This window comes from Actinoplanes sp. NPDC004185 (assembly GCF_053603475.1).
Map to the genome: position 1 here is coordinate 64,432 of NZ_JBSGFR010000023.1, position 13,506 is coordinate 77,937.

The following is a 13,506-nucleotide window of genomic DNA, read 5'->3' on the forward strand; positions in this document are numbered from 1 at the left end:
ACCCCTGTGGCCAAGGACTATTACGGAATTCTCGGGATCAGCCGGGAAGCCACCGACGACGAGATCAAGCGCGCTTACCGCAAGCTGGCCCGTCAATACCACCCGGACGTCAATCCCGACCCCGAGGCGCACGAGAAGTTCAAGGACATCAACGCGGCGTACGAGGTGCTCTCGGACGACCAGAAGCGGCAGATCGTCGACCTCGGCGGTGACCCGCTGGCTCCGGGCGGCGGCGGCGCGGGCGGACCGGGTGGCCCCGGCGGGGCGGGCCCGTTCGTCGGGTTCCAGGACATCATGGACGCCTTCTTCGGCACGGCCGCCGGCGGTGGCTCCCGAGGGCCACGGCCGCGCACCCGGCCGGGCGCCGACGCGATCCTGCGCCTGGAGCTCGACCTGGTCGAGACGGCGTTCGGCGTCGAGGCGCCGATCACGGTCGACACCGCGGTCCTGTGCACCCAGTGCTCCGGCGCGGGCACCGCACCCGGCACCCACCTGGCCACCTGTGAGACCTGTGGCGGCCGCGGTGAGGTCCAGTCCGTGCAGCGCACGTTCCTGGGCCAGGTCGTCTCGTCCCGCCCGTGCCAGGTCTGCCAGGGCCACGGCACGGTCATCCCGCAGCCCTGCCCGACCTGCGCCGGCGACGGCCGGATCCGCACCCGCCGCTCGCTGACCGTGAAGATCCCGGCCGGCGTCGAGGACGGCATGCGCATCCGCCTGGCCCAGCAGGGCGAGGTCGGCCCGGGCGGCGGCACGGCCGGCGACCTGTACGTGGAGATCCACGAACGCCCCCACGACGTCTACTCCCGCAAGGGCGACGACCTGCACTGCCGGGTGACGCTGCCGATGACGGCCGCCGCGCTCGGCACCCGGCTGACCATCAAGACGCTGGACAGCGAGGAGAACATCGAGGTCAAGCCGGGCACCCAGCCGGCCTCGACCTTGCGCATCCGGGGCAAGGGCGTGCCGCACCTGCGCGGGCAGGGCCGTGGTGAGCTGTTCGTGCACCTCGACGTCAAGACGCCGACCAAGCTGACCGCCGACCAGGAGCGGATGCTGCGCGACTTCGCCAAGACCCGGGGTGAGGACATCGCCGAGCTGAGCAAGCAGGGCGGTTTCTTCTCCCGCATGCGTGACGCCTTCAACGGGCACTGAGGGACCGGCGGCGTTCGGCTAGCGTGAGCGGGTGTCTGCGCCTCTTTTTCTCGTTGACGACCTGCCCGGTGGTAAGCGGTTCACGCTCGCCGGCGCGGAGGGGCATCATGCCGCCACCGTGCAGCGGCTCCGGGTCGGTGAGGCGCTGCTGCTCGGGGACGGGCGGGGCGGGACGGCCGCCGCCGAGGTGACCGGGGTCGGCCGGGGCAGCATCGACGTCGAGGTCACCGGCCGGGATTTCGCCGCCGCGCCCGATCCGCGGCTGGTGGTGGTGCAGGGCATCGCCAAGGGTGACCGCGGTGAGCTGGCGGTGCAGGCCATGACCGAGATCGGCGTCGACGAGATCGTGCCGTGGGCCGCTTCCCGGTCGGTCGCCCAGTGGCGCGGTGACCGGGGCGTCAAAGCCCGGGAGAAGTGGGTCACCACCACCCGGGAGGCCGCCAAGCAGGCCCGGCGTCCGTGGCTCCCGGTGGTCTCGGGCAGCCCTGACGTCTCCACCAAGAAGGTCTCCGGGCTGCTCTCGGCGGCCGCCGCCTCGTTTGTGCTGCACGAGGAGGCCACCGATCGGCTCAGCCGGGCGAAGCTGCCCGAGGCCGGTGAGATCGTGCTGGTCGTCGGGCCCGAGGGCGGCATCAGCGATCAGGAGCTGGGCTCGTTCGTCGCGGCCGGCGCGCAGCCGGTGCGGCTCGGGGAGTCCGTGCTGCGCACCTCCACCGCCGGGATGGCCGCGCTCGCGGTGCTCTCCGCTCGCCTGGAACGCTGGTGACCGCAGCGGAAGGCGCGCGGTGGAGGCCCGCCCGGCGCGGCCGGGCAACGACCGGATGGTGACGGGTAAGGAAGGTTAGCCTAAGCTTCGCGGCATGGTGCTGACGCGGACGGCCGCTGCGACGCGACCGGGACCGAAGGCCGCACCGGCCGCCGCCGGGCTCGCCGCGACCCAGGCCCGCCGCACCGTCGGCCTGCTGATCTGTCTCGGCGTGCTGGCCCTGGTCGGCCTGCTCAGCATCGCCCTCGGCACGCGCACCATCTCCCCGGGCGCCGTCTGGGACGCGTTCTTCCACTTCACCGACACCGACGACCAGTCGATCGTGCGGGACCTGCGGGTGCCCCGCACGCTCCTCGGGCTGCTGGCCGGCGTCGCCTTCGGACTGTCCGGCGCGGTCATCCAGGCCGTCACCCGCAACCCGCTGGCCGACACCCAGATCCTCGGCATCAACGCCGGGGCCGGGCTGTTCGTGGTGTTCGCGGTCGGGGTGCTCGGCCTGACCAGCCTCAGGCAGTACATGTGGTTCGGGTTCGCCGGGGTCGCGTTCGCGCTCACCCTGGTCTACCTGCTCGGGTCCACCGGGCGTGGCGGGGCCACCCCGATCCGGCTGACCCTGGCCGGGGTCGCCCTGGGCGCGGTCATGGACGGCATCTCCGGCGGTATCCGGCTCGTGCGGCCCCGGGCCTTCGACTACCTGCGGTTCTGGGATGTCGGCTCGCTGGCCGGGCGGCCGCTGGACGTGGCCGCCACGATCCTGCCGTTCGTGCTGGCCGGGACGGTGCTCGCGCTGATCGTCGCGCGCTCGCTGAACGCCGTGGCGCTCGGTGACGATCTCGCCCGTACCCTCGGCGCCCGGATCGGTCGCACCCGGGTCCTGGCCACCGTCTCGGTCATGCTCCTGGCCGGCGCGGCGACCGCCGCGGTCGGGCCGATCGGGTTCGTCGGGCTGATGGTGCCGCACGTGGTGCGCTGGATCGTGGGCCCGGACCAGCGCTGGATCTTCGTCTACACCGTGGTCTGCGGTCCGGTGCTGCTGTTGCTGGCCGACATCGTGGGCCGGCTCGTGGTGCGCCCGGGGGAGTTGCGCGTCGGCGTGGTCACCGCCTTCATCGGCGCGCCCGTGCTCATCTGGTGGGTCCGCCGGGCCCGGGTGAGTGGGCTGTGAGCGTCGACTTCGGCCGCAAGGTCGTGGTGCTGCGCCCGCACCGCAAGGCGTCCGCCCGGGTCCCGCTGCGTCCGGCGCTGGTCTGTGCGGTGCTCGTGCTGGCCGCGCTGGCCGTCGGGGTGCTGACCCTGGGCACCGGTGAGTTCACCCTCACGCCGTCCGAGGTGCTGCGGGCGCTGTCCGGCGAGGGCACCCGGGCCGCCCGGCTGGTGGTCGTCGAGTGGCGGCTGCCGCGGGTGCTGCTGGCGCTGATCATCGGCGCCGCGCTGGGGCTGGCCGGGGCCGTCTTCCAGGCGCTGACCCGCAACCCGCTGGGCAGCCCGGACGTCATCGGCTTCAGCACGGGCGCGTACACCGGGGTGCTGATCGTGACCGTCCTGATCGGCAACGGCTACTACGTGGTGGCGGCCGGTGCGTTGGCCGGTGGGCTGGCCACCGCCGTCGCGGTCTACCTGTTCGCCTTCAAGCGCGGCGTGCAGGGCTTCCGGCTGATCATCGTGGGCATCGCGATCAGCGCCATGCTGGCCTCGGTCAACCAGTGGTTCATCATCAAGGTCGACCTGCAGGCGGCCTTCGCCGCCATGATGTGGGGGCAGGGCAGCCTCAACGGCCTGGGCTGGGCGCAGGTCACCCCGGTGGCGGTCACCGTCGGTGTGCTCTGCCTGCTCCTGATCGGGTACGGCCCCCGCCTGTCCCTGCTGGAGATGGGTGAGGACGCGGCCGCCGCGCTGGGCGTACGGGTGGAACCGGCCCGGCTCGCGTACCTGGTCATCGGGGTTGCCCTCACCGCGGTCGCGACAGCGGCCGCCGGTCCGATCTCCTTCGTCGCGCTGGCCGCCCCGCAGCTCGCCCAGCGCGTCGCCCGCACGCCCGGCATCGCGCTGCTGCCCTCGGCCGCGATGGGCGCCTTCCTGCTGATGGTCAGCGACTTCCTCGCCCAGCGGGCGTTCGCCCCGACCCAGCTGCCGGTCGGTGTCGTGACCGTCTCGGTGGGCGGCATCTACTTCATCTGGCTGCTGGTCCGCCAGGCGCGAGGACAGGGGTCCTGAATGAGCATCGCCGCCCGCGACATCACCATCGGGTACGACCGCCGGACGATCAGCGAGCACCTCGACCTCGAGGTGCCGGAGAGCCGGTTCACCGCGATCATCGGCCCCAACGCCTGCGGCAAGTCCACGTTGCTCCGTGCGCTGGCCCGGCTGCTCCGGCCCAGCGCCGGCGAGGTGCTGCTGGACGGCCGGGACATCCACTCGCGGCCGGCCAAGGAGGTGGCCCGCCGGCTCGGCTTGCTGCCGCAGTCGTCGATCGCCCCGGACGGGATCACGGTCGCCGAGCTGGTCGCCCGCGGCCGGTTCCCGCACCAGAAGCTGATCCGGCAGTGGACGGCCGAGGACGAGGCCGCGGTGGTCGCCGCGATGGCCGCCACCGGGGTGACCGACCTCTCCGGTGAGCTCGTCGACACGCTGTCCGGCGGGCAGCGGCAGCGGGTCTGGGTGGCCATGGTGCTGGCCCAGCAGACGCCGATCGTGCTGCTCGACGAGCCGACCACGTTCCTGGACATCGCCCACCAGATCGAGCTGCTGGAGCTGTGCGTGCGGCTCAACCGCGAGCAGGGCACGACGATGGTCGCGGTGCTGCACGACCTCAACCAGGCCGCCCGGTACGCCGACCACCTGGTGGTGATGAAGGCCGGGGTGATCGTGGCCCAGGGCGACCCGCGCGAGGTCATGACGGCCGGGCTGGTCGAGGACGTCTTCGCGCTGGGCTGCCGGATCATCGACGACCCGGAAACCGGTACGCCGCTGGTGATCCCGCGCTCGAAGGTGACCCAGCGCGTAGGTTAGGCTGTCCTTACTTTCGGCCGACCTGTGGGGAGACGTCGTGTCCAGCAACCCGTTCGACGACGAGAACGGCACCTTCCACGTCCTCGTGAACGACGAGGAGCAGCACTCGCTCTGGCCGTCCTTCAAGGAGATCCCGTCGGGCTGGCGCAGCGTCTTCGGGCCCGCGCCGCGGCAGCAGGCCATCGACTACGTGGACGCCAACTGGACCGACCTGCGCCCCAAGTCGCTGCGCGACAGCATGGCCCAGTGAGCAGGGCCGGCGCTCGGATTCTGCGTCGCACCACCACTCGGAACGCCAAGCGGCTGTGGCTCGGTACCGGCCTCATCGCGGTGCACCAGGCCTGCGAGACGTTCGTCCCGGTCCTGATCGGCGTGGTCATCGACCGGGCCGTCACGCCGGGCGACCTCGGTCAGCTGCTGCTCTGGGTGGGTGTGCTCGCCGTGCAGTTCACGGTGCTGACCACGGCGTACCGCTTCGGCGCGCGGCAGCTCATGGCCGCCATCGCCGAGGAGGGGCACCAGCTGCGCCTGGAGGTGTCGGCCAAGATCCTGCACCCGCGCGGGGTGCGTACCGACCTGCGGGCCGGGGATCTGCTGACGGTGTCCACGAGCGACGCCGACAACACGTCGTACCTGCTGGACTACGTGCCGCGGATCGTCGGTGCCGTCGTCGCCACGGTGATCAGTGCGGTGGTGCTGCTGCTGATCTCCGTACCGCTGGGTCTGGTCGTCCTGGTCGCCACCCCGCTGGTGCTGGTGCTGCTGCAGATCAGCTCGCCGCTGATCACCCGGCGGGTCGCCGACCAGCAGGAGCAGGCCGGCCGGGCCACCTCGCTGGCCACCGACCTGGTCACCGGGCTGCGGCCACTGCGCGGCATCGGCGCGCAGGACGCCGCCGCCGGGAACTACCGGGCGGTCAGCCGCCGCTCGCTGGCGGCGACGCTGCGCGCGTCGCGCACCCAGGGCGGCTACCTGGCCGCCTCGACCGTGCTGAGCACGCTGCTGGCCTGCGGCATCGCCATCCTGGCGGGCTGGTTCGCGCTCACCGGCCGGATCACGGCCGGACAGTTCATCACCGTGATCGGCCTCGCCCAGTTCCTCATCGAGCCGTTCGGGACCCTCGCGGTGGTGCCGAGCTGGATCGCCGAGGCGCGCGCGTCCGCGGACCGGGTCGCCCTGGTCACCGACGCCGGGCTGGTGCTGCCGGAGGGCGCCGACCGGCCCGCCGAGCACCCGTGCGACCTGCGCCTGTCCGGCGTGCGGCACGGCCCGCTCGACGGCCTCGACCTGCACGTGCGGCCGGGGGAGTTCGTCGGCGTGGTGGCCCGCCGCCCCGGCGACGCCGAGGCGTTGGTCAAGCTGCTCAGCGTCCCCGCCGGCTACCAGGGCCGCGTGCTGCTCGGCGGCTCACCGCTGGAGCAGGTCGACCGCGCCCACGCGCGCCGGCTGCTGCTTGTCGAGCCGCACCACACCGACCTGTTCACCGGCACGATCGCCGCCAACGTCGCCGTGCACGCCCAGGGCGAGATCCCGGCCGACGTGCTCAGCGCCGCCGCCGCCGACGAGGTGCTCGACACCCAGCCGGAGCGGCTCGACGCGCTCGTCGCCGAACGCGGCGCCAGCCTCTCCGGCGGCCAGCGCCAGCGGATCGCCCTGGCCCGCGCGCTGCTCGCCCGGCCGCCGGTGCTGGTGCTGCACGACCCGACCACCGCCGTCGACGCGGTCACCGAGCACGCCATCGCGCAGGGCATCCGCGCGCTGCGGCACGGCCCGGCGTCCGGCTTCGCCACCGTCGTCATCACCAGCAGCCCGGCCCTGCTCGCCGCCACCGACCGCATCGTCGTCCTCGGCGACGGCGTGGTGACGGCCGAGGGCGGGCACGAGGAGCTGGGCGCGAGCGACGAGACCTACCGGCAGTTGGTGCTGCGATGACCCAGATCCTGCCCATCGCGACCACCCGGCAGACCCGCGGCTGGCTGGGGGCCGAGCTGCGCGGGCGCCGGGCCGAGGTGACCGGGACGCTGCTGGTCGGCCTGCTCGCGGCCGCGGCCTCGATCGTCCCCGTGTACGCCCTGGGCATGCTCGTCGACCGGGTCCGCGACGGCGCCGGTACGGGGGCGATCGTGTCGATCTCCGTCGTCATCGTCACCGCCGCGCTGATCGGCGGGGGTGCGATCGGGCTGTCCTCGTACCTGATCGGCCGGCTCGGTGCCCGGATGCTCGCCGACCTGCGCGAGAGCACCGTCGCGACCGCGTTGCGCCTGCCGGCCCTGGTGCTGGACCGGGCCGGGCGCGGCGACCTGCTCTCCCGGGTCGGTGCGGACATCGCCGCGATCGGCAAGGCCGTCTCCGACGTGCTGCCGAACGTGATCTCGGCGCTGCTGCTGGGCGTGCTGAGCCTGGTGGCCATGGCCGGCATCGACTGGCGGCTGGGCCTGGCCGGTGCCGTGGCCGTGCCGTTCTACGTGATCGCGCTGCGCTGGTACCTGCCCCGCTCGGCCCCCCGGTACGCCGCGGAGCGCAAGGCGGTCGCCGAGCGGTCGCAGCTGCTGGTGGAGAGCATGCAGGGGTTGCGGACCGTGCACGCGTACCGGCTGGAGCAGCGGCACCTGGCGGACATCGACGCCGCGTCGGCCAAGGCCCGCGACATCGACGTCGGCGTCTTCACGCTGTTCACCCGCTTCGTCGGCCGGGTCAACCGGGCCGAGTTCTTCGGCCTGGCGGCGATCCTGACGGTCGGCTTCTGGCTGGTCCGCGACGGCTCGGTGACCGTCGGCCAGGCCTCGGCCGCCGCGCTGCTGTTCCACCGGCTGTTCAACCCGGTGTCCACACTGCTGTTCACCTTCGACGAGATCCAGGCGGCCGGCGCGAGCCTGTCCCGGCTGGTCGGCGTCGAGACGATGCCGGTCGAGCAGCGGGGCGCGGGCCGGCCGCCGGCAGACGCGGCGCTGACCCTGGACGACGTCAGCTTCAGCTACGACGGCCGCACGCCGGTGCTGAAAAAGGTCAGCCTGCGGCTCGAGCCGGGAGAGCGGGTGGCGCTGGTCGGCTCGACCGGGGCCGGCAAGACCACGGTGGCCTCCATCGCGGCCGGGGTGCTGCGCCCCGACGAAGGGGTGGCACGGGTCGGCGGGGTGCCGGTCGCGGAGCTGCCGGGCGAGACCGTGGCGATCATCAGCCAGGAGACGCACGTCTTCGCCGGACCGCTCATCGAGGACCTGCGGCTGGCCCGCCCTTCGGCCAGCATCGAGGAGGTCTCCGCCGCACTGGACACCGTGGGCGCCCTGCACTGGGCGCTTGCGTTGCCCGAGGGCTTGGACACGCTCGTCGGTGACGGCAGCCACGAGCTGACCGCCGCGCAGGCGCAACAGCTCGCGCTGGCCCGGCTGGTGCTGCTGGACCCCGCGGTCGCGGTGCTGGACGAGGCGACGGCCGAGGCGGGAAGCGCGGGAGCCCGGGCGCTGGAGGAAGCCGCCGCGGCAGCGACGCGGGGCCGGACGGTGCTGATCGTGGCGCACCGGCTCACCCAGGCGGCGTCGGCGGACCGGGTCATCGTGCTGGAGCACGGCGAGATCGTGGAGTCGGGGCCGCACGCTGAGCTGGTCGCTGCCGGCGGACGCTACGCGCAGCTGTGGTCGGCCTGGGAGACGCGCAGCTCGGCTCCGGCGCCTCGCTGAACGGCAGGGCTAGGCGGGACCGGCGGTCTAGGGGAAGGAGACCTCGACGCGCAGGCCGTCGTGGCCGGTGGACGAGGCCGCGATGACGCCGTCGTGGGCCCGGGTGATCGAGCGGGCGATCGACAGTCCGAGGCCGGCCCCGCCGCCCTGGTGGATGCGGGTGGCGGACAGCCGGCGGAACGGCTCGAACAGGGCCGGCACCGCCTCGGCCGGGACGTCGTCACCGGTGTTGGTGACGATCAGCGCCGGGTCGTCGCCGACCTGGACGTCGATGGTGCCGTCCGGGCGGTTGTAGTTCACGGCGTTCTGGACCAGGTTGCTGACCAGGCGTTCCAGCAGCACCTGCTCGCCCAGGACCAGGCGCGGGCGCAAGGTGCTGGTGATCGTGATGCCGGCCTCGGCGGCCCGGGCGCGGTGGGCGTCGATCACCTCCGCGGCGATCAGGTCGAGCCGCAGCGGGGTACGGGACAGCAGGCCGCGGTCGCTCTCGGCCAGGACCAGCAGGCCCTCGATCAGCTGCTCGTTGCGTTCGTTGGTCTCCAGCAGCTGGGCGGCGAGCAGTTCGAGCTGGTCCTCGGTGCGGGCCCGGGCCAGGCCGACCTCGATCAGCGTCCGCTGCACCGCGAGCGGGGTGCGCAGCTCGTGCGAGGCGTCGGCGGCGAACCGGCGCTGGGCCTCGTACCCGACGGCGATGCGGTCCATCATGTCGTCGATCGTGCGGCCGAGCAGCGCCACTTCGTCCCGGCCGGGGCCGGGGCGCAGCCGGTGGCCCAGGTTCTGCGGGCCGACGTTCGCGATCACCGGCACCAGGTCCCGGACCGGGCGCAGGCACCACCGGACCGCCGGGACACACAGGGCCAGCAGGCCGGCGAGGACCAGGAACAGGACGGGTCCGGTCACGACGCTGGGCCGCCGGAAGATCTGCTCGCAGAGGAACGAGGCGTCGGCGTCCGGGGCCCGCAGTCCGCCCATCCCGCACCAGGACACCCCGAACTCCCGCGACAGGGTGAGCACCTGGTCGGCGACCGTCGGGGCGAACTGCGCCGCGACCAGAGCGATCCCGCAGACCAGGAGGATGCGGCGGGCCGCGGAGGGCGACCTCATGGGGCGAGCCGGTAGCCGACCTTGGGCACCGTGTGGATCACCGGCGGGTCGCCGAGCTTGCGGCGCAAGGTCATGACCGTGGTACGGACGGTGTTGGTGAACGGGTCGGCGTTCTCGTCCCACGCCTGCTCGAGCAGGTCCTCGGCGCTGACCACGCGACCGCCCGCGCGCATGAGCACGTGCAGGACGGCGTACTCCTTCGGCGAGAGCGACAGGGTCAGGCCGTCGCGGGCCGCCGTGTGCCGGGTCACGTCCAGCACGATGCCGGCCTGCTCCAGCACCGGGGGCAGCGCCGGGGCCGAGCGCCGGGACAGGGCCTGCAGCCGTGCGACCAGCTCGGCGAACGCGAACGGCTTGGTCAGGTAGTCGTCGGCGCCCAGCCCGAGGCCCTCGACCCGGTCGCGGATCCCGGCGGCCGCGGTCAGCAGCAGCACGCGCGTGCCCAGCCCGGCCCCGGCGATCCGCCGGCACACCTCGTCGCCGGTGCTGCCGGGCATGTCCCGGTCCAGGACGGCCACGTCGTAGCGGTTGACGCCGAGCTTCTCCCAGGCGGTGACGCCGTCGTAGACCACGTCGACAGCCATGGACAGCCGGCGCAGCCCTTCGGCCACCATGTCGGCGAGCACCCGCTCGTCGTCCGCCACCAGCACCCGCAACGCCGCGCCTCCTGCCGTCCGTGACCGCCCGCCAGGCTGGCACAGCGGGGATAAAGATTTCATAAGGACCGTCCTGACGTCCTCCGGACGGGCGCGTCCGCAGCATGGCATCCCATGAGATCTGTCCGTCGATGTCTCACCGCTGTCCTGATGGCCGGGGCGCTGACCGCCGCACCGGTGAGCGCCGCGCCGGCGTCCGCCATCGCGCACGGAGAGGACGTGGACGCCGGCGCCTATCCGTTCACGGTGTTGCTGACCATGACCGGACTGCCCACCGACGGCCCCGGCACCCGGGACAGCTCCTGCTCCGGCGCTCTCGTCGCGCCTCGCTGGGTGATCACGGCGGGGCACTGCTTCCGTACGGCCGACGGGCGGCGCGTGAGCCGGACCGTGGCCGACCGCACCACCGCCACGATCGGGCGCGCGGATCTGAGCAGTGGCCAGGGGCACGAGGCCGAGGTCGTCGCCGTACGCCAGGCCGAAGGCGCCGATGTGGCCCTGGCCGAGATCGACCCGGCGGTCACCGACATCACCCCGCTGCCGGTCGGCACCACGCCGCCCACGGCGGGCGAGGTCGTCCGGCTCACCGGGTACGGCCTGACCGCCGGTGACGGCTCGGAGCCGGCGCGACGGCTCCAGACCGGGCAGTTCGTCGTCGGCCGGACGAACGACTCGCTGATCGAGACCTCCGGCAAGGCGCCGCGCGCGGACACCAGCCCGTGCCCGCACGACTCCGGCGGACCGTACTTCCGGCAGCGGCGGGACGGGACCGCGGTCCTGGTGGCCGTGGTCAGCGGCGGCCCCCGGTGTCCTCATCCGGGGCCGGACTTCAGCGCGCGGACCGACAACCTCGCCGGCTGGATAGCCGAGACGACCGGCGGGGGCGACCGCCACCTCGTCGGTTACGGCCTGAGTGCTCTCGCCGCGCTGGTGGGCGTCGTGCTGGTCGTTCTCGCGGTGCGGTGGCGCCGGCGATGAGTTCCCTCGGTGAGGCTGTCGTCGACCTGGCGGCGGTGGCGGCCAATGTCCGTACGGTGGCGGCGGTTGCCGGCACGGACCTGATGGCCGTGGTGAAGGCCGACGGCTTCGGGCACGGCGCGGTCGCGGTCGCGCGCGCCGCGACCGCCGCGGGTGCCGCCTGGCTCGGCGTGACCTCCTCGGCAGAAGCGCTGTCGTTGAGATCCGCCGGGCTCACCGCGCCGATCCTGAGCTGGCTGCACACCCCGGACGAGAACTTCGGCCGGCTGATCGCCGCCGGGGTCGACCTCGGCGTCTCCACCGTGCCGCACCTGCATGCGGTGGCCGCGGCCGGGCGCCGGCTCGGCACCCGGGCGGCGGTCCAGCTCAAGGCCGACACCGGGCTCTCCCGCAACGGGGCCGCCGGCCCCGACTGGCCCGAGCTGACCGGCTGGGCCCGCAAGTACGAGCGGGAGGGCAGCCTGTGGGTCCGCGGCGTGTGGTCGCATCTGGCCGACGCCGAATCGCCGGGCTCGGCGAGCGTCGCCCGGCAGGTCACGGCCTTCGAGGAAGCGCTGCGGCTCGCCCGCGCCGCCGGCCTCGACCCGGCGCTGGCCCACCTGGCCAACTCGGCGGCGGCGCTCACCGCGCCGGCGGCCCGCTACGACCTCTGCCGGATCGGCATCGCTCTCTACGGGATCGACCCGCTCGGCACCGGCCCCGCCGGCCTGCGCCCGGCGATGACGGTGCGGACCCGGGTGGTCAACGTGAAGCGGGCCGGCTCCGGCACGGGCGTCTCCTACGGCCCGGACCACGTCACCAGCCGCCCGACGACCCTCGCCCTGCTCCCGCTCGGCTTCGCGGACGGCCTGCCCCGCGCGGCGCAGGGCCGGGCCGAGGTGTGGCTGCACGGCTGCCGGTGCCCGGTCGTCGGACGCATCGCCATGGACCAGTGCGTGATCGACGCCGGAGACCTGCCCGTCGCGATCGGTGACCCGGTGACCGTCTTCGGCCCCGGGGGCCACCCCGCCGGCGCCGCGCCGACGGTCGCGGACTGGGCCCGCTGGGCCGGCACCAGCCCCCACGAGATCTTGACGGGCATCGGCGCCCGGGTGAGACGGACCTATGGGTACGGAGAGGCAGCAGCACTGTGAGAACCCGGATGGCACTGGTCTACGGCGGCCGCAACGGCGAACACGCGGTGTACCGCGGCTCGGCGGCGAGCATCCTGGCCCACCTCGACCCCGGCCGGTACGAGGTCACCGAGGTCCTCATCGAGCAGGACGGGCGATGGCGTGTCGGCGGCCGGCTGGTGGCTCTGCCCGAGGCGCTGCGGGTCATGCGCGATCAGGACGTGGTCTTCCCGGCCCTGCACGGCGCGTACGGCGAGGACGGCCGGCTCCAGGCCCTGCTGGAGTTCCTGGGCGTGCCGTACGTCGGCAACGGGGTCCTCGCCGGCGCCGCGGGCATGGACAAGATCGTGACGAAGAAGCTGCTCGCGGCGGACGGGATGCGCGTCGCCGAGAGCGTGACGATCGACGGTGACGACCTCCCGCCGGCCGAGCGGCGCCGCCTCGGGCTGCCGGTCTTCGTCAAGCCGGCGCGGGCCGGTTCCAGCCTCGGCGTCACGAAGGTCCGCGACTGGGACCACCTTCCGGCCGCCGTGCGGCTGGCCCGCGGCTTCGACGACAAGGTCCTGGTCGAGCGGGCGATCATCGGGCGGGAGATCGACGTGGCCGTCCTGGAGCACCCCGACGGGCGGGTCGAGGCCGGCCCGCCGCTGGAGATCACGGTGACGGAACGGACCTTCTTCGACTACGACGCCAAGTACCACGGCGGCGCCGCGTTCGAGATCCCCGCTGCCCTGGACGCCGCGACCACGAAGGTGCTGCAGGCACGCGCTGTCCAGGCTTTCCGGGCGCTCGGCTGCCGCGGCCTGCTCCGCGTCGACTTCTTCCTGCCCGCCGGCGAACCTGGCGAGCTGCCCGCCGGCGAATTTGGCGAGCTGCCGGTCGGCGGATCCGGCGAGCCGGTGGTCAACGAGGTCAACACGTTCCCGGGGATGACGGCCGAGTCGCAGTTCCCGCAGATCTGGCAGCGGGCCGGCATCCCCTTCGCCACCCTGCTGGACCTGCTGGTCGCCGGCGTGACCCGGCCCCGGACCACCAGAGCCAGAGGTTAGGCT

Annotated in this window: 13 protein-coding genes; 11 read left to right on the forward strand and 2 right to left on the reverse strand. The window is 73.6% G+C overall.

Going from position 1 to position 13,506, the window contains the following annotated elements:
• Positions 1-6: 6 nt before the first annotated feature.
• The 8 genes from dnaJ to ACWEOZ_RS23670 all read left to right on the forward strand — a co-directional run bounded on the left by dnaJ (position 7) and on the right by ACWEOZ_RS23670 (position 8,604).
• On the forward strand, positions 7-1,152 hold the full coding sequence (gene dnaJ, locus ACWEOZ_RS23635) for a molecular chaperone DnaJ (RefSeq protein WP_203770907.1): 1,146 nt from the start codon (positions 7-9) through the stop codon (positions 1,150-1,152).
• Positions 1,153-1,183: 31 nt separating this feature from the next.
• A complete protein-coding gene (locus ACWEOZ_RS23640; RefSeq protein ID WP_451912850.1) occupies positions 1,184-1,918 on the forward strand; it encodes a 16S rRNA (uracil(1498)-N(3))-methyltransferase in 735 nt (244 codons plus the stop codon).
• Between the two features lie 94 nt (positions 1,919-2,012).
• Positions 2,013-3,083 carry an iron chelate uptake ABC transporter family permease subunit gene (locus tag ACWEOZ_RS23645; protein WP_451912851.1) on the forward strand — a complete coding sequence of 357 codons (1,071 nt, stop codon included), beginning with the start codon at positions 2,013-2,015 and terminating at the stop codon, positions 3,081-3,083.
• Positions 3,080-4,132, forward strand: coding sequence for a FecCD family ABC transporter permease (locus ACWEOZ_RS23650; RefSeq protein WP_451912852.1), 1,053 nt, complete (start codon positions 3,080-3,082; stop codon positions 4,130-4,132). The genes ACWEOZ_RS23645 and ACWEOZ_RS23650 overlap by 4 nt, the downstream gene beginning before the upstream one ends.
• Positions 4,133-4,927 carry an ABC transporter ATP-binding protein gene (locus tag ACWEOZ_RS23655; protein WP_451912853.1) on the forward strand — a complete coding sequence of 265 codons (795 nt, stop codon included), beginning with the start codon at positions 4,133-4,135 and terminating at the stop codon, positions 4,925-4,927.
• A 37-nt stretch (positions 4,928-4,964) separates the two neighbouring features.
• Positions 4,965-5,177 (forward strand): MbtH family protein, encoded by a 213-nt coding sequence (locus ACWEOZ_RS23660; protein ID WP_212989933.1) that lies wholly within the window; start codon positions 4,965-4,967, stop codon positions 5,175-5,177.
• On the forward strand, positions 5,174-6,859 hold the full coding sequence (locus tag ACWEOZ_RS23665) for an ABC transporter ATP-binding protein (RefSeq protein WP_451912854.1): 1,686 nt from the start codon (positions 5,174-5,176) through the stop codon (positions 6,857-6,859). Before ACWEOZ_RS23660 ends, ACWEOZ_RS23665 begins: the two co-directional genes overlap by 4 nt.
• On the forward strand, positions 6,856-8,604 hold the full coding sequence (locus tag ACWEOZ_RS23670; RefSeq protein WP_451912855.1) for an ABC transporter ATP-binding protein: 1,749 nt from the start codon (positions 6,856-6,858) through the stop codon (positions 8,602-8,604). Before ACWEOZ_RS23665 ends, ACWEOZ_RS23670 begins: the two co-directional genes overlap by 4 nt.
• A 27-nt stretch (positions 8,605-8,631) precedes the next feature.
• On the opposite strand, the gene ACWEOZ_RS23675 is transcribed toward ACWEOZ_RS23670, so the two are convergent.
• Positions 8,632-9,708: a sensor histidine kinase gene (locus ACWEOZ_RS23675; RefSeq protein WP_451912856.1), complete on the reverse strand. Its 1,077-nt coding sequence runs from the start codon at positions 9,706-9,708 to the stop codon at positions 8,632-8,634.
• Positions 9,705-10,364: a response regulator transcription factor gene (locus ACWEOZ_RS23680; protein ID WP_451912857.1), complete on the reverse strand. Its 660-nt coding sequence runs from the start codon at positions 10,362-10,364 to the stop codon at positions 9,705-9,707. Before ACWEOZ_RS23680 ends, ACWEOZ_RS23675 begins: the two co-directional genes overlap by 4 nt.
• A 114-nt stretch (positions 10,365-10,478) precedes the next feature.
• Here ACWEOZ_RS23680 and ACWEOZ_RS23685 point away from each other — a divergent pair, with 114 nt between their 5' ends.
• The 3 genes from ACWEOZ_RS23685 to ACWEOZ_RS23695 are packed head-to-tail and all read left to right on the forward strand — an operon-like array spanning position 10,479 to position 13,503.
• Positions 10,479-11,342 (forward strand): S1 family peptidase, encoded by an 864-nt coding sequence (locus tag ACWEOZ_RS23685; RefSeq protein WP_451912858.1) that lies wholly within the window; start codon positions 10,479-10,481, stop codon positions 11,340-11,342.
• Positions 11,339-12,475 (forward strand): alanine racemase, encoded by a 1,137-nt coding sequence (alr, locus tag ACWEOZ_RS23690; RefSeq protein WP_451912859.1) that lies wholly within the window; start codon positions 11,339-11,341, stop codon positions 12,473-12,475. Before ACWEOZ_RS23685 ends, alr begins: the two co-directional genes overlap by 4 nt.
• Complete coding sequence (locus ACWEOZ_RS23695) at positions 12,472-13,503, forward strand: D-alanine--D-alanine ligase family protein (protein WP_451912860.1); 1,032 nt, start codon at positions 12,472-12,474, stop codon at positions 13,501-13,503. Before alr ends, ACWEOZ_RS23695 begins: the two co-directional genes overlap by 4 nt.
• The last annotated feature ends 3 nt before the right edge of the window (positions 13,504-13,506 follow it).